The sequence below is a fragment of the Pseudomonas aestiva genome, assembly GCF_039908605.1.
In the GTDB taxonomy this organism is placed as follows: domain Bacteria; phylum Pseudomonadota; class Gammaproteobacteria; order Pseudomonadales; family Pseudomonadaceae; genus Chryseomonas; species Chryseomonas aestiva.
Window position 1 is genome coordinate 1,900,816 of the sequence record NZ_CP150916.1, and the last position, 13,968, is coordinate 1,914,783.

Here is a 13,968-nt window from a genome sequence, read left to right on the forward strand (position 1 = left end):
CAGGTTCTAGCCAGGTCTGTGTCTTCAGACCACTAAAACGAAAAAAAACGAATATAGAGCGAAGCCAGGCGACGAATGGTCGTCGCCATGGAGGGTCAGCGCGGGCGCGCCACTTCCACCTTGACCTGCCATTCCTGCAGGCAGCGGGCGAAGGCGGGTGACGGCTCGCGCTCGGTGAAGAGCTGGTCGATCTGCTCCAGGCTGCCCAGGCGGATCATGGCGTTGCGGCCGAACTTGCTGGAATCGGCGGCGAGAAACACCTGGCGGGCGTTATGGATGATGGCCTGGGAGACGCAGACCTCCTGGTAGTCGAAGTCGAGCAGGGTGCCGTCCTCGTCGATGCCACTGATGCCGACCAGGGCGTAGTCGACCTTGAACTGCTTGATGAAGTCGGCGGTCGCCTGGCCCACCACGCCGCCGTCGCTGCGCACCTTGCCGCTGGCGATCAGGACGTCGAAGTCGTCCTTGGCACTGAGGATGTTGGCCACGTGGAGGTTGTTGGTAATGACCTTGAGGCTGCGATGCCCGAGCAGGGCATGGGCGATGGCCTCGGTGGTGGTGCCGATGTTGATGAACAGCGAGGCATGGTCGGGTACGGCGGCGGCCACGGCTTCGGCGATCAGGCGCTTTTCCTCGCGCATCTGGCCGGCCCTCATGCTGTATTCGGTGTTTTCCACGCTGGAGTCGTGGGCAGCGCCGCCATGGTAGCGCCGCAGCAGGCCGGCCTCGGCAAGCTGGTTGATGTCGCGGCGGATCGTCTGCGGGGTAACGGAGAAATGCTGGGCCAGCTCTTCGATGCTGACGTAGCCGCGCTCACGGACCAGTTCGAGAATCTGCTGTTGGCGAGGCGCCAGGCTCATTGCGGCTTCCTTGAGGTGATCGAGTAAATTCACAGAGGATGCCGTAGGTCTTTCCGGGTGGAAAGCGCTTGTCGCGCAAAGCAAGACCGGCGTCGGAAGACGCCGGTCTCATGGGGAGCCGTCCGGAAGGCCGCCGGGCAATCGCCGGCAGCTTCCGCAACGGAGTCACTCAGTCCAGGGCCCAGCCGCGGGTACGCTCGACGGCCTTTTTCCAGCCCTTGTACAGGGTGTCTCTCTTGGTCGGGTCGCAGGCCGGTTCGAAGACCCGTTCGATGGTGCTCTTGCTGCGCAACTCGTCCAGGCTGCTCCAGAAACCGGTGGCCAGACCGGCCAGGTAGGCCGCGCCAAGGGCGGTGGTCTCCTTCATTACCGGCCGCTCGACCCGGGTGCCGAGCACGTCCGACTGGAACTGCATGAGGAAGTTGTTGGCGGTGGCGCCACCGTCCACCCGCAGGGACTTCAGGGCTTCGCCGGCATCCTGCTGCATGGCATCCAGCACATCGCGGGTCTGGAAGGCGATGGATTCCAGGGTGGCGCGGATGATGTGGTCCACCTTGACGCCACGGGTCAGGCCGAACAGCGCGCCGCGGGCATAGGGATCCCAGTAGGGCGCGCCCAGGCCGGTGAAGGCCGGGACCAGGTAGACGCCGTTGCTGTCGGTCACCTTGGTGGCGAAGTACTCGGAGTCCAGGGAGTCGTTGATCACCTTGAGTTCGTCGCGCAGCCACTGGACGGTGGAGCCACCGTTGAAGATGGCGCCTTCCAGGGCGTAGTTGACCTCGCCGCGCGGACCGCAGGCGATGGTGGTCAGCAGGCCGTGCTGGGACTGTACCGCCTTCTCGCCGGTGTTCATCAGCAGGAAGCAACCGGTGCCATAGGTGTTCTTGGCCTGGCCGGGTTCCACGCACATCTGGCCGAACAGCGCCGCCTGCTGGTCGCCGGCGATACCGGCGATGGGGATCCCGGTGGTCTGGCCGCTGCCCAGGTGCGCGTGGCCATAGACTTCGGAGGAGGACTTCACTTCCGGCAGCATCTCGCGCGGGATGTCCAGCACCTCGAGCATGGTGGCGTCCCACTCGCGCTTGTGGATATCGAACAGCAGGGTGCGCGAGGCGTTGGTGTAGTCGGTCACGTGGGCCTGACCCTGGGTCATCTTCCAGATCAGCCAGGTGTCGACGGTGCCGAACAGCAGCTCACCGCGGCGGGCGCGCTCACGGCTGCCTTCGACATGATCGAGGATCCACTTGATCTTGGTGCCCGAGAAGTAGGGGTCGATCACCAGGCCGGTGGTCTTGCGGATATGGTCTTCCATGCCGTCGCGCTTGAGCTGGTCGCAGATCGCGGTGCTCTGGCGGCTCTGCCAGACGATGGCGTTGTAGATGGGACGACCGGTGGTCCTGTCCCAGACGATGGCGGTTTCGCGCTGGTTGGTGATGCCGATGGCGGCGATCTGCTCGTTGCTGATGCTGGCCTGGGCCAGCGCCTCGACGAACACCGCGCTCTGGGTGGCCCAGATCTCCATGGGATCATGCTCGACCCAGCCGGCCTGCGGGTAGATCTGCGCGAATTCGCGCTGGGCGATGGTCACCACGTTGGCATTGCGGTCCAGCACGATGGCGCGCGAGCTGGTGGTGCCCTGGTCGAGCGCGACGATGTACTGCTTGTTCTGGTCGGTCATGGTCTTGTTCCTTATTGTGATTCGCGGCGATCAGGACGCTTTGGAGGCGGAGGTCACTTCGGTACGGGCACTGTCCTCGGCCTTGGCCGGGACGTCGCAGGCACCCGAAGCCAGGCCGGGAAGATGGCGGCAGATCAGCGCCTTGTAACCGGCGGCGCCCAGGCAGGCACCGACGATGGGGCCGAAGATGGGCACTAGGAAGTAGGGGATGTCACGGCCACCGGTGAAGGCGATCTCGCCCCAGCCGGCAAAGAAGGTCATCAGCTTGGGTCCGAAATCGCGAGCCGGGTTCATGGCGAAGCCGGTCAGCGGACCCATGGAGCCACCGATCACGGCGATCAGCAGGCCGATCAGCAGGGGTGCGAGCGGGCCACGGGGCAGACCGTTGCCGTCGTCGGTGAGGGCCATGATCATGGCCAGCAGGATGGCGGTGATGACGGCCTCGACCAGGAAGGCCTGGCCAACCGACAGGGACGGATGGGGATAGGTGGAGAAGACGCCGGCCAGCTCCAGGCTCGCCTGGCTGCCGCGGACCATGTGATGGGCCTGTTCATAATCGAAAAACAGGCTGCTGTAGAGGCCGTAGACCAGCGCCGCACCGCAGAAGGCGCCGGCCACCTGGGCCAGGATGTAAGCCGGGACCTTGCGTCTTTCGAAGCCACCGAACAGCCAGAGGGCGATGGTGACGGCCGGACTGAGATGCGCGCCGGAGACGCCGGCGGACAGGTAGACCGCCATGCTGACGCCGACGCCCCAGATGATACTGATCTCCCAGAGGCCGAGAGTAGCGCCGCCGACCTTCGCGGCCGCCACGCAACCGGTACCGAAAAAGATGAGGAGGGCTGTGCCGAGGAATTCGGCGATGCATTGACCGCGTAGCGTTGGAGCCGGAAGAGTACTCATGGAGGAGCCTCGTGGTTGTTGTATTTATAGGTGGCCGGAGAGCCATTTGTTCGCAACCGAAAATCTAATTTCAAATATGAAAACTGTCAAAGCTCCTGAGCGCAAAAACAGTGACGACGTTCGACAATTCATTGCCGATGCGACGCCGCCTGCTATTTTGGTCATAGGACTTCTGGCGACAACCGGCCGATTGGCAGGTCTCAAGATGTGGCCGTCGTGGCCAGGGATCAGCAGAGGCCGGATACCCGCGCGACGTCGATGCTTGCTGTTTCCCTTCTTCTGCTCAGGTAGCGCGCATGCCCCTAGAATTCCATCAGGTCGATGCCTTCACCGATCAGCCCTTCCGTGGCAATCCCGCCGCCGTCTACCGCCTGGACAGCTGGCCAGCCGACGAGCTGCTGCAGCGGATCGCCACCGAGCACAATCTTTCGGAGACTGCCTTCGTGGTGTGGGAAGGGGATACCTGGCGCATCCGCTGGTTTACCCCGCGGACCGAGGTGCCCCTGTGCGGTCATGCCACCCTGGCTGCCGCGCACATCCTGTTCGAGGTCTATGGCGAAGCGGGTGATCGCCTGGAGTTCATCAGTCAGTCGGGTGCCCTGCGGGTGTTTCGCGAAGCCGATGGGCTGCTGGCGCTGGATTTCCCCGCGCTGGTGCCCACGGAGCAGGGCGTCACTCCCGAGCTGGAACGCGCCCTGCGGGTCTCGCCAGTGGATGCCCTGGCGGCAGACAAGCTGCTGGTACTGCTGGAGTCGGAGCAGGCGGTGCGTGACTGCAAACCGGATATGGCGGCCATCGCCCGGCTCCCCTGGCAAGGCGTCATCGTGACCGCGCGGGGGCAGGAGGTGGACTTCGTTTCGCGTTTCTTCGCCCCGGCGGTGGGCGTGGATGAAGATCCCGTCACCGGATCGGCGCATTGCAGCCTGATTCCCTACTGGTCGCGCCGGCTGGCCAAGCGGATGCTCACCGCCCAGCAGCTTTCGGCCCGGGGTGGGCAGCTCAGATGTCGACTGGAGGGCGACCGGGTCAGTATCGCCGGGCGGGCGGTGACGGTGCTGCGTGGTCAGCTGTTGCTGTAGCGCAAGCGCCTCGACTGCCTGATGCAGGCGAGGCTTCTGCCGGGTTCAGGCGTGCAGCGGCGGCTTGATGAGGAATTCGAGCAGTGCCTTCTGCGCATGCAGGCGATTTTCGGCTTCGTCCCAGACCACGGCGCGGGCATCGTCCAGCAGGGTGTGGCTGATCTCTTCCCCGCGGTGGGCCGGCAGGCAGTGCATGAACAGCACATCGGGCGCGGCGCCATCCAGCAGTTGAGCGGTGACCTGGTAGGGCTTGAAGGCCGCCAGGCGCAGACGGGTTTCCTCTTCCTGGCCCATGGAGGTCCAGACGTCGGTACTGACCAGATGGGCCTGGGCCACCGCCTCACGTGGATCCCGGGTCAGCTGCACGCGGTCGCCAGCGCGTTCGAGGAAGCGCGGATTGGGCTCGAAGCCTTCCGGGCAGGCGATGCGCAGGCTGAAGTCGAGCTGCTCGGCCGCCTCGATGTAACTGTTGCACATGTTGTTGCCATCGCCGATCCAGGCCACGGTCTTGCCGCGGATATCGCCCCGATGCTCGAAGAAGGTCTGCATGTCGGCGAGCAGCTGGCAGGGGTGCAAATCATCCGACAGGCCATTGATTACCGGCACCCTGGAATGGGCGGCGAAGGTGGTGAGCATCTCGTGGGCATAGGTACGGATCATCACGCCGTCGAGCATGCTCGACATGACGCGGGCGCTGTCCGGGACAGGTTCGCCGCGACCAAGTTGGGTATCACGGGAAGAGAGGAAGATCGCCTGGCCGCCGAGCTGGATCATGCCGGCCTCGAAGGAGAGGCGGGTACGGGTCGAGGCCTTCTCGAAGATCATGCCCAGGACGCGATTGCGCAGGGGCTCGTGCAGCACACCCCCGTTGCGCAGGGCCTTGAGCTCGATGCCGCGTGCGATGAGTTGCCGGAGTTCCGCGGGGGAACAGTCCATGAAAGAGAGAAAGTGGCGAACCGTCATTTCGTTACCCTAGCGTCCCGTCCCGGTAACGGCCGTCCACGGAGGACGCGGCGAACCTGAGAGCATGCCGTTTCAAACGGCGGAAAGACCAAAGGCGAAATGGTATAAGTTCATGTCGCATTTTACCACCGTCCCAGGCTAGGCCCTTCGTTTCGGGCGGCTAGCCTGGGCGGGGATAGTGGAGGAGAGACGCCTTACAGCAGGTCGGCGGGGACGTTGCCGCCGTTGTCGGCCAGCTTCTGCAGAACGGCCTTGTGCAGCCACATGTTCATCTGGGCGGAGTCGCCCAGCTTGTCGGCGGGGCAGTTCAGTTCCTTGGCCAGTTCCTGGCGTGCGGTCAGGCTGCTGTCCAGGTCGAGGAGCTTGAGCAGGTCGACGATGGAGGTCTTCCAGTTGAGCTGTTCGCCTTTCTGGGCAGCCAGACCGTCAAGCTTGGCGGCGACGTCCACCTGGCTCATATGGCTGCCAGCACCTGCGGGGGCGGTGCTACCGGCGGGCGTGGTGGTCTCGGTGGCGCCGGTAGTGGGCGCGGCGGCAGAGGTGTCCGCGTGGGCTTCACCAATGCCGAGCTTGGATAAGATGGTGCTGAACAGGCTCATGGAGTTCTCCTGGGGGGCTTGGATCAGGCGCACCGAGCGGCGCCTACCCTTAACCTGACCACGGCTACGTCCGCAAAGTTTGCTCGGCGGCGCGCCGGATCGTCGTCGTGGCGGCGAACGGTGGTGCCGGAGCGTGGTCGATTTGCAGGTCGAGCCGCGCCTGTCATGGGCTGGACGTCGCGGAAATCCCGGCGTTCCACCGGCCTTTCCGTTACAATCGTCCCACCGTATTAGCGAGGTGCATCGTGGAAATCATCGATACCATCAAAGACCAGATTGCCAACAATCCCGTGCTGCTCTACATGAAGGGTTCGCCGAACGCGCCTCAGTGCGGCTTCTCTTCCCGCGCCGCTCAGGTGCTGATGGCCTGTGGCGAAAAATTCGCCTATGTCGACATCCTGCAGAATCCGGAAATCCGCGCCAATCTGCCCAAGTACGCCAACTGGCCGACCTTCCCCCAGCTGTGGGTCGGCGGTGAGCTGGTCGGCGGCAGTGACATCCTGGCCGAGCTCTATGAGAAGGGCGAGTTGCAGACCCTGATCAAGCAAGCCGTGGAAACCAAGGACGCCTGAGTCCCTGGCCCATAAAAAAAGCCCGCAGCGTGCGGGCTTTTTTATGGGCGGCTGCCCGATCAATCGTCGTCGTCATGCATCTGCGACTGGATGTAGTTCTCAATCCCGACGCTGGCGATCAGGCTTAGCTGGGTCTCCAGCCAGTCGATATGCTCTTCTTCGGATTCGAGGATGCTCTTGAGCATGTCGCGGCTCACGTAGTCCCGCACGCTTTCGCAGTAGGTGATGGCTTCACGCAGGTCGGCCACGGCGCTGATTTCCAGGCGCAGGTCGCACTGGATCATCTCCTGGGTGTTTTCGCCGATCATCAGCTTGCCCAGGTCCTGGAGATTGGGCAGGCCTTCCAGGAACAGGATGCGCTCGATCAGGCGATCGGCGTGCTTCATCTCGTCGATGGATTCCTTGTACTCGTGATGGCCGAGTTTGCGGATACCCCAGTCGTTGTACATCCGCGAGTGCAGGAAATACTGGTTGATGGCCACCAGTTCGTTGCCGAGGATCTTGTTCAAATGCTGGATGACGGTGATATCGCCTTTCATGGCCGGACCTGCAAATCGGGTGGGATTGCCGGCAGTCTGAGCGTGGGAGGGCCCTTTGTCAAAAGCTTAAGTTGTTGAAAAATCGACGAAAATCGAACGGTAATCGAAAGCTTTTCCATCCTTTCCGTAAGCGTTTGATTAGACAATAAAAAAGCCGGACCCAAGGTCCGGCTTTTTTTGCAGGGGTATCGCTCAGGCGCGCGGCACGTCCAGCGCATAGGCGAGCTGCTGGGCGCCGTGCAGCTCACCGAGGGTTTCCTTGACCACCTGCTTGGCGAGGCAGGCGCACTTGCCGCACTGGGTGGCGCAACCGGTGCTTTCCCGTACTTCCCGATAGCTGCAGCAGCCCTCATAGATGGCTTCGCGAATCTGCTTGTCGGTCACGCCACGGCAAAGACACACGTACATGGATCGCCTGCTGTATGAGTGGAAGTGCCGCCAAAGCTAATGACAATGAGAATGATTGTCAAAGTTGTAGGCGGCAAAATCTCATTAACGGCAGGGCGGGCGACGGACGGTCAGTCCAGATCAACCCAGCCGCCCATCTCCCGCCAGCGATTGACGATGCCGCAGAACAGCTCGGCGGTCTTCTCGGTGTCGTAACGGGCCGAGTGGGCTTCGCGATTATCGAATTCGATACCGGCGGCCTGGCAGGCCTTGGCCAGCACCGTCTGACCATAGGCCAGACCGGCCAGGGTGGCGGTATCGAAGCTGGAGAAGGGGTGGAAGGGATTGCGCTTCAGGCCGCAGCGCAGCACCGCGGCATTGAGAAAGCCCAGGTCGAAGCTGCTGTTGTGGCCGACCAGGATGGCTCTCTTGCAGCCGTTGGCCTTGAGCGACTTGCGCACCCCCTTGAAGATCTCGCTGAGCGCCTGCTCTTCGCCCACCGCCATGCGCAGCGGATGGTCGAGCTTGATGCCGGTGAACTCCAGCGCCGCCGCCTCGATATTGGCGCCGGCGAAGGGTTCGACGCGGAAGAAGTAGGTGTGATCCGGATAGAGCACTCCGTCCTCGTCCATGGCCACCGTGGTGGCGGCGATTTCCAGCAGGGCATCGGTCGCGGCATTGAAGCCACCGGTCTCGACATCCACCACCACCGGCAGGTAGCCGCGAAAGCGGCGCGCCATGGGGATGCGCGAGTCGGACATCGGCTGGCTGGCGTCCAGGTCGTCGCTGAAGGTCTCGTCCATGCTCATGCGCCTACCTCCAGACGCCAGCGCAGCGTCTCGCCGGCGCGCAACGGAATGACCTCGTGGTCACCGAAGGGCAGGGAGGCGGGGGCCTGCCAGTCCTCGCGAACCAGGGTGACGGTCTCGGTATTGCGCGGCAGGCCGTAGAAATCGGCGCCGAAATGGCTGGCGAAGCCTTCCAGACGGTCGAGGGCATTGCGGCTCTCGAAGGCCTCGGCATAGAGCTCCAGGGCGCCATAGGCGGTGTAGCAGCCGGCGCAGCCGCAGGCCGCTTCCTTGGCGTGGCGGGCATGGGGTGCCGAATCGGTGCCCAGGAAAAACTTGGGATTGCCGCTGGTGGCGGCGTCCAGCAGGGCGCTCTGGTGGGTGTTGCGCTTGAGGATCGGCAGGCAATAGAAGTGCGGCCGGATCCCGCCCACCAGCATGTGGTTGCGGTTGTACAGTAGGTGGTGGACGGTGATGGTGGCACCGACGTTGGCCGGGGCCTCGCGGACGAAGGCAGCGGCATCACCGGTGGTGATGTGCTCGAACACCACCTTCAGCGTCGGGAAGCGCTGGACGATACGCACCAGATGCTCGTCGATGAATTTCTTCTCGCGGTCGAAGACGTCCACCTCGGCATGGGTGACCTCGCCGTGCACCAGCAGCGGCAGGCCGATCTCGGCCATGGCTTCCAGGGTGGGAAAGAGGTTGTCCAGCGAGGTCACGCCGGAATCGGAATTGGTGGTGGCGCCGGCCGGATAGAGCTTGGCGGCGTGCACGAAGCCGCTGGCCTTGGCGCTGCGTACCTCTTCCGGGCTGGTGCGGTCGGTGAGATAGAGCACCATCAGCGGCTCGAAGCGGCTGCCGGCCGGGCGCGCGGCCAGGATACGCGCGCGGTAGGCAGCGGCCTGCTCGGCATTGCGCACCGGTGGCACCAGGTTGGGCATGACGATGGCGCGACCGAATTCCCGGGCAGCGTCGGCGACGGTCTGCGGCAGGGCGGCGCCGTCGCGCAGGTGAATGTGCCAGTCATCGGGACGGGCAAGGGTGATCCGGTCGGTCATGCGGGATTCCAGGCTGCGGGAAAGTGGGGAAATGCTACCGGAAAAGGGGGTAGCCGGCATCCGTGCGGCGGGACCGTACTCAAGTTTTCCGCGCCTGCGACCGATAAGAAGCCCAGGTACTTTTTCTTTCCGGAGTCCGACGTGCGCCCGCGTTACCTCTTCCTTTCCTCTTTGCTGCTTGCCGTGCCGGCCTGGGGGATGACCTTCCAGAGCCGGCTCGAGAGCGTGGAATGGAAGGTCGAGGGCGACATCTTCGCCTGTCGCCTGCTGCAGCCCATTCCTCGTTTCGGCAGCGGCGGCTTCCTGCGTCGCGCGGGCGAGTCCACGGTGTTCGAGCTACGGCCCAATGGGCAGTGGCTGCCGGCGGGCAGTGCCAGCCTGAAGGCGGCGGCGGTGCCCTGGAAGCCGGGGCTGGGCGATATCAGCCTCGGCTCGGTCAAGGTCGTCGAGGGCGAGCAGGCGCTGGCCACCAGCGCGCAGCAGGCGCAGCGGCTGCTGGCGGGGTTGATGGAAGGGCGCATGCCCCAGGTCAGTCGCGCGGGCGCCCTGGACGACCGGGTCGAGGTCCGGCTGCTGCCGGTGCGCTTCGAACCGGCCTACCAGCAGTTCCAGGCCTGTACCCAGAAGCTGCTGGCGGTCAATTTCGAGCAGATCCGCCATTCCCAGGTCAATTTTCCGGGCGGCGGGGATACCCTGGACGATCTGGCCAAGGCCAAGCTCGATCTCATCGACGAGTACCTGAAGGCCGATCCGACGGTCAATCACGTCATCGTCTCGGGCTACAGCGACAACCAGGGCACGCGCCTGGATAACCGCCAGGAGTCCCGGCTGCGGGCCATCGCGGTGATGGAGTACCTCAAGAGCAAGGGCTTCGCCGCGGAGCAGATCGAATTGCGCTTCTTTGGCGAGCAGTACCCCGTGGCGCCCAACAGCAGCAAGGCCAATCGCGCGCTCAATCGCCGGGTGACCCTGGTGTTCTCGCGGGTGCCGCCGAGCGCCGAGCCCCCGGCTGCGGCAACCACCAGCACCGCGGCCAATCCGGCCGAACCGCCGGCGCCCACCCCGGCACCGCCGGCCAAGCCCAAGGGCTGATCCGCCCCGACCGCATGTCGCCCAGACATCAGAGTGCGTCGCGCCCCTGTAAAAGCAGCGAGGCGACCAGTAGAATTGTCGCTTTCCGACTCAACGCAACACACGGGAGCGAACGGCATGGCGGATGTGAAGAAGGTAGTCCTGGCGTATTCCGGCGGCCTGGACACCTCGGTGATCCTCAAGTGGCTGCAGGATACCTATAACTGCGAAGTGGTGACCTTCACCGCTGACCTCGGCCAGGGCGAGGAAGTCGAACCGGCACGCGCCAAGGCCAAGGCCATGGGCGTCAAGGAAATCTACATCGACGACCTGCGCGAAGAGTTCGTCCGCGACTTCGTCTACCCGATGTTCCGTGCCAACACCGTCTACGAAGGCGAGTACCTGCTGGGTACCTCCATTGCCCGTCCGCTGATCGCCAAGCGCCTGATCGAGATCGCCAACGAGACCGGCGCCGACGCCATCTCCCATGGCGCCACCGGCAAGGGCAACGACCAGGTGCGTTTCGAGCTGGGTGCCTATGCGCTCAAGCCGGGCGTCAAGGTGATCGCACCCTGGCGCGAGTGGGACCTGCTGTCCCGCGAGAAGCTGATGGACTACGCCGAAAAGCACCAGATCCCGATCGAGCGCCACGGCAAGAAGAAGTCGCCGTACTCCATGGACGCCAACCTGCTGCACATCTCCTACGAGGGCGGCGTGCTGGAAGACACCTGGACCGAGCACGAAGAAGACATGTGGCGCTGGACCAAGTCTCCGGAAGCCGCGCCGGACACCCCGACCTACCTCGAGCTGACCTACCGCAATGGTGACATCGTCGCCATCGACGGCCAGGAGCTGAGCCCGGCCACCGTGCTGGCCGAACTGAACCGCATTGGCGGCGAGAACGGCATCGGTCGCCTGGACATCGTCGAGAACCGCTACGTCGGCATGAAGTCCCGTGGCTGCTACGAGACGCCCGGCGGCACCATCATGCTCAAGGCCCACCGCGCCATCGAGTCCATCACCCTCGACCGCGAGGTGGCTCACCTCAAGGACGAGCTGATGCCCAAGTACGCCAGCCTGATCTACACCGGCTACTGGTGGAGCCCCGAGCGGCTGATGCTGCAAAAGATGATCGACGCCTCCCAGGCCAGTGTGAACGGCGTGGTACGCCTGAAGCTGTACAAGGGCAACGTCATCGTTGTCGGCCGCAAGTCCGACGAGTCGCTGTTCGATGCCAACATCGCCACCTTCGAAGAAGACGGCGGCGCCTACAACCAGGCCGACGCGGCGGGCTTCATCAAGCTCAACGCCCTGCGCATGCGCATCGCTGCCGGCAAGGGTCGTACCCTGCTGTAAGGGTCGCCGCGCAACGCAAAACCCCAGCCTTGGCTGGGGTTTTTCATGGGCTACAGATCGAAGTCGTACTCGGAGATCTGCCGCTTCAGGCGACGCTCTTCAAGCATGTCGTCGATCAGGCGCCGCTTGGTCAGATTGGTCTTGCTGATGACGATGGGCTCGACGGTTTCAGGCGTCTCGCCATCGGTCTCGAAATCTTCGTCTACGTCGATGTCGCTTTTGTCTTCGGCCATGGGTAACTCCTGCAAGGCTGGACAGGGTCACACGCCAGTCATCGACGGGGCTGTGGACCTTTTCGCGCACCTTATAGCGACAAAGCAGGGGCCGGTAAAAAAGATTTTTTCAATCGCCAAAGGGCTTTGGTGCGCCCTTTTTCAATCGTCAGAGGTTTTTGCCTTGTATTCGCAGAGATCCTCGATGCGGCAGCTACCGCAGCGGGGCTTGCGCGCCTGGCAGACATAGCGGCCGTGCAGGATCAGCCAGTGGTGGGCATCCAGCAGGAAATCCTTCGGCACCACCTTGAGCAGCTTGAGCTCCACCTCCACCACGTTCTTGCCCGGTGCCAGATTGGTTCTGTTGCTGACGCGGAAGATATGGGTATCCACCGCCATGGCGAGCTGGCGGAAGGCGGTGTTGAGCACCACATTGGCGGTCTTGCGCCCCACCCCGGGCAGGGCTTCCAGTTCCTCGCGGGTCTCGGGCACCGCGCCGCCATGGCGCTCCAGCAGCAGCCGGCAGGTCTCGATGACGTTCTTGGCCTTGCTGTTGTAGAGCCCGATGGTCTTGATGTACTCCGACAATCCCGCCACGCCCAGGTCCAGGATGGCCTGGGGCGTGTTGGCCACCGGATAGAGGCGGGCGGTGGCCTTGTTGACGCTGACGTCGGTGGCCTGAGCCGAGAGGATTACCGCGATCAGCAGCTCGAACGGCGAGGCGTAGGCCAGTTCCGTCCTGGGATCGGGGTTGTCCTCGTGCAGCCGGCGAAAGATCTCCAGGCGTTTGGCGGCATTCATCGGTCGGTTCGCTCTTCCAGGGCCGTGAGGTGGTGAGCCGCCTGCTGAGCGGCGCTGCGCAGGGTTTCCAGCTGGGCGCTCTGCGGGGGTGTGGGCTCGCTACCGAAGGCCCGCTCGGCCTTGGTCAGCTGGGCGCGTGCCAGGGTGGCAGCGATCCGCGCCTGCCTGAGCGCAGCGGGGTCGGCGGACGGCTGCGCCAGGGCCGGCGCGCTGGCAGTGGCGGGCCCCTGCTGCGCCCTGTCGAGGGCCGTCTGCGCCTGCCGGGCCGCTTCACGCAACTGCTGCACCTGGGTTTCCAGCGCGGCCGTACCGTACTGGACCAATTGCCGTTCGGCCTTCTGCAAGGCGACACGCGCCATGGCGGCCGCGATCTTCAGCGGCTTGAGCGAGGATTCCGCCGTGGCGAGGGGCTCCGCAGCCGTGGCGGTCGCAGGTGGCACCTGACGGCGCTGGCGCTCGGTGTCCAGCCGTTCGCGGTCCCGTTGCAGGCGGGACTGGCGGGCGTCGAAGCGGCGCCGAAAGTACTGCGCGCGCTGACGCTCCGCCTGGCGGTCGACCGGCGCGGGTACGGGCACCAGATCGATACAGTCCACCGGGCAGGGCGCCAGGCACAACTCGCAACCGCTGCATTCGTTTTCGATCACCGTGTGCATCAGCTTGGCCGCGCCGAGGATGGCATCGGTGGGGCAGACCTGGATGCACTTGGTGCAGCCGATGCATTCATCCTCGCGGATCACCGCGCGCTGGCTGGGTGTGACCGGATAAGGCGAGTCCAGGGGCAGCGTCGGGCGCTGGAGCAGGGTCGAGAGCTCGAGGATGGTGGCCGCGCCCCCGGGCGGGCACTTGTTGTGCGCCTCACCCGCGGCGATGCCCGCCGCATAGGGCTGGCAACCGGGGTGGCCGCACTTACCGCACTGGGTCTGCGGCAGCAGGGCGTCGATGGCGGTGATGAGCTGGGCTTGGGCTTTCATGGTCATGATTAGCGGAAGAACGGCGCCCTGAGAGCCTGCTCAAAGTCGGCTGTGCGTCGGCCAAACTGCGTTGAAAATGGCTTCGGAATGCTCATTTACGCTTTGTAAACTCCGCTTCCTCAGCCATG

At 64.2% G+C, this 13,968-nt stretch carries 16 protein-coding genes; 4 read left to right on the top strand and 12 right to left on the bottom strand.

Annotation, left to right across the window (positions count from 1 at the left end; genetic code table 11):
• Nucleotides 1-95 precede the first annotated feature (95 nt).
• The 3 genes from AABM56_RS08760 to AABM56_RS08770 all read right to left on the bottom strand — a co-directional run bounded on the left by AABM56_RS08760 (nucleotide 96) and on the right by AABM56_RS08770 (nucleotide 3,441).
• Nucleotides 96-860: a DeoR/GlpR family DNA-binding transcription regulator gene (locus AABM56_RS08760; protein ID WP_133859428.1), complete on the bottom strand. Its 765-nt coding sequence runs from the start codon at nucleotides 858-860 to the stop codon at nucleotides 96-98.
• Between the two features lie 169 nt (nucleotides 861-1,029).
• Nucleotides 1,030-2,538: a glycerol kinase GlpK gene (gene glpK / locus AABM56_RS08765; RefSeq protein ID WP_133859427.1), complete on the bottom strand. Its 1,509-nt coding sequence runs from the start codon at nucleotides 2,536-2,538 to the stop codon at nucleotides 1,030-1,032.
• A gap of 30 nt (nucleotides 2,539-2,568) precedes the next feature.
• Nucleotides 2,569-3,441, bottom strand: a complete 873-nt coding sequence (locus AABM56_RS08770; protein ID WP_133859426.1) for an MIP/aquaporin family protein — start codon at nucleotides 3,439-3,441, stop codon at nucleotides 2,569-2,571.
• A gap of 296 nt (nucleotides 3,442-3,737) precedes the next feature.
• Between AABM56_RS08770 and AABM56_RS08775 the strand changes: the two genes are divergently transcribed.
• A complete protein-coding gene (locus tag AABM56_RS08775; protein ID WP_133859425.1) occupies nucleotides 3,738-4,520 on the top strand; it encodes a PhzF family phenazine biosynthesis protein in 783 nt (260 codons plus the stop codon).
• A gap of 45 nt (nucleotides 4,521-4,565) precedes the next feature.
• Here AABM56_RS08775 and argF read toward each other — a convergent pair whose 3' ends face one another.
• Entirely contained in the window at nucleotides 4,566-5,483 is a 918-nt protein-coding gene (argF, locus tag AABM56_RS08780) for an ornithine carbamoyltransferase (RefSeq protein ID WP_133859424.1), read from the bottom strand.
• 194 nt (nucleotides 5,484-5,677) lie between these two features.
• The gene (locus AABM56_RS08785) at nucleotides 5,678-6,082 is read right to left on the bottom strand and encodes a DUF3597 domain-containing protein (protein WP_133859423.1); all 405 of its coding nucleotides are present in this window, start codon (nucleotides 6,080-6,082) and stop codon (nucleotides 5,678-5,680) included.
• Nucleotides 6,083-6,327: 245 nt separating this feature from the next.
• On the opposite strand from AABM56_RS08785, the gene grxD reads away from it, so the two are divergent.
• Nucleotides 6,328-6,654 carry a Grx4 family monothiol glutaredoxin gene (grxD, locus tag AABM56_RS08790; RefSeq protein WP_017640308.1) on the top strand — a complete coding sequence of 109 codons (327 nt, stop codon included), beginning with the start codon at nucleotides 6,328-6,330 and terminating at the stop codon, nucleotides 6,652-6,654.
• A gap of 59 nt (nucleotides 6,655-6,713) precedes the next feature.
• Here the strand turns inward: grxD and bfr are convergent, their stop codons facing one another.
• The 4 genes from bfr to pyrC all read right to left on the bottom strand — a co-directional run bounded on the left by bfr (nucleotide 6,714) and on the right by pyrC (nucleotide 9,429).
• On the bottom strand, nucleotides 6,714-7,193 hold the full coding sequence (bfr, locus tag AABM56_RS08795; protein ID WP_133859422.1) for a bacterioferritin: 480 nt from the start codon (nucleotides 7,191-7,193) through the stop codon (nucleotides 6,714-6,716).
• A gap of 192 nt (nucleotides 7,194-7,385) precedes the next feature.
• Nucleotides 7,386-7,601, bottom strand: coding sequence for a bacterioferritin-associated ferredoxin (locus AABM56_RS08800; RefSeq protein WP_007162750.1), 216 nt, complete (start codon nucleotides 7,599-7,601; stop codon nucleotides 7,386-7,388).
• A gap of 110 nt (nucleotides 7,602-7,711) precedes the next feature.
• The gene (gene rnt / locus AABM56_RS08805) at nucleotides 7,712-8,389 is read right to left on the bottom strand and encodes a ribonuclease T (RefSeq protein WP_133859421.1); all 678 of its coding nucleotides are present in this window, start codon (nucleotides 8,387-8,389) and stop codon (nucleotides 7,712-7,714) included.
• Nucleotides 8,386-9,429: a dihydroorotase gene (gene pyrC, locus AABM56_RS08810; RefSeq protein ID WP_133859420.1), complete on the bottom strand. Its 1,044-nt coding sequence runs from the start codon at nucleotides 9,427-9,429 to the stop codon at nucleotides 8,386-8,388. The genes rnt and pyrC overlap by 4 nt, the downstream gene beginning before the upstream one ends.
• Before the next feature lie 141 nt (nucleotides 9,430-9,570).
• Between pyrC and AABM56_RS08815 the strand changes: the two genes are divergently transcribed.
• A complete protein-coding gene (locus tag AABM56_RS08815; RefSeq protein ID WP_133859419.1) occupies nucleotides 9,571-10,521 on the top strand; it encodes an OmpA family protein in 951 nt (316 codons plus the stop codon).
• Between the two features lie 117 nt (nucleotides 10,522-10,638).
• The gene (locus tag AABM56_RS08820) at nucleotides 10,639-11,856 is read left to right on the top strand and encodes an argininosuccinate synthase (protein WP_133859418.1); all 1,218 of its coding nucleotides are present in this window, start codon (nucleotides 10,639-10,641) and stop codon (nucleotides 11,854-11,856) included.
• Between the two features lie 50 nt (nucleotides 11,857-11,906).
• Here the strand turns inward: AABM56_RS08820 and AABM56_RS08825 are convergent, their stop codons facing one another.
• The 3 genes from AABM56_RS08825 to AABM56_RS08835 all read right to left on the bottom strand — a co-directional run bounded on the left by AABM56_RS08825 (nucleotide 11,907) and on the right by AABM56_RS08835 (nucleotide 13,840).
• Nucleotides 11,907-12,089 carry a PA3496 family putative envelope integrity protein gene (locus tag AABM56_RS08825; RefSeq protein ID WP_064307213.1) on the bottom strand — a complete coding sequence of 61 codons (183 nt, stop codon included), beginning with the start codon at nucleotides 12,087-12,089 and terminating at the stop codon, nucleotides 11,907-11,909.
• 141 nt (nucleotides 12,090-12,230) lie between these two features.
• A complete protein-coding gene (gene nth, locus AABM56_RS08830) occupies nucleotides 12,231-12,869 on the bottom strand; it encodes an endonuclease III (protein ID WP_133859417.1) in 639 nt (212 codons plus the stop codon).
• The gene (locus tag AABM56_RS08835) at nucleotides 12,866-13,840 is read right to left on the bottom strand and encodes an RnfABCDGE type electron transport complex subunit B (protein WP_133859416.1); all 975 of its coding nucleotides are present in this window, start codon (nucleotides 13,838-13,840) and stop codon (nucleotides 12,866-12,868) included. The genes nth and AABM56_RS08835 overlap by 4 nt, the downstream gene beginning before the upstream one ends.
• Nucleotides 13,841-13,968 lie beyond the last annotated feature (128 nt).

Coding starts and splice junctions, on each gene's coding strand:
- AABM56_RS08760 (WP_133859428.1), bottom strand. CDS start 860: ATGAGCCTGGCGCCTCGCCAACAGCAGATTCTCGAACTGGTCCGTGAG.
- glpK (WP_133859427.1), bottom strand. CDS start 2,538: ATGACCGACCAGAACAAGCAGTACATCGTCGCGCTCGACCAGGGCACC.
- pyrC (WP_133859420.1), bottom strand. CDS start 9,429: ATGACCGACCGGATCACCCTTGCCCGTCCCGATGACTGGCACATTCAC.
- AABM56_RS08775 (WP_133859425.1), top strand. CDS start 3,738: ATGCCCCTAGAATTCCATCAGGTCGATGCCTTCACCGATCAGCCCTTC.
- nth (WP_133859417.1), bottom strand. CDS start 12,869: ATGAATGCCGCCAAACGCCTGGAGATCTTTCGCCGGCTGCACGAGGAC.
- rnt (WP_133859421.1), bottom strand. CDS start 8,389: ATGAGCATGGACGAGACCTTCAGCGACGACCTGGACGCCAGCCAGCCG.
- AABM56_RS08835 (WP_133859416.1), bottom strand. CDS start 13,840: ATGAAAGCCCAAGCCCAGCTCATCACCGCCATCGACGCCCTGCTGCCG.
- AABM56_RS08785 (WP_133859423.1), bottom strand. CDS start 6,082: ATGAGCCTGTTCAGCACCATCTTATCCAAGCTCGGCATTGGTGAAGCC.
- AABM56_RS08800 (WP_007162750.1), bottom strand. CDS start 7,601: ATGTACGTGTGTCTTTGCCGTGGCGTGACCGACAAGCAGATTCGCGAA.
- AABM56_RS08770 (WP_133859426.1), bottom strand. CDS start 3,441: ATGAGTACTCTTCCGGCTCCAACGCTACGCGGTCAATGCATCGCCGAA.
- AABM56_RS08825 (WP_064307213.1), bottom strand. CDS start 12,089: ATGGCCGAAGACAAAAGCGACATCGACGTAGACGAAGATTTCGAGACC.
- argF (WP_133859424.1), bottom strand. CDS start 5,483: ATGACGGTTCGCCACTTTCTCTCTTTCATGGACTGTTCCCCCGCGGAA.
- bfr (WP_133859422.1), bottom strand. CDS start 7,193: ATGAAAGGCGATATCACCGTCATCCAGCATTTGAACAAGATCCTCGGC.
- AABM56_RS08820 (WP_133859418.1), top strand. CDS start 10,639: ATGGCGGATGTGAAGAAGGTAGTCCTGGCGTATTCCGGCGGCCTGGAC.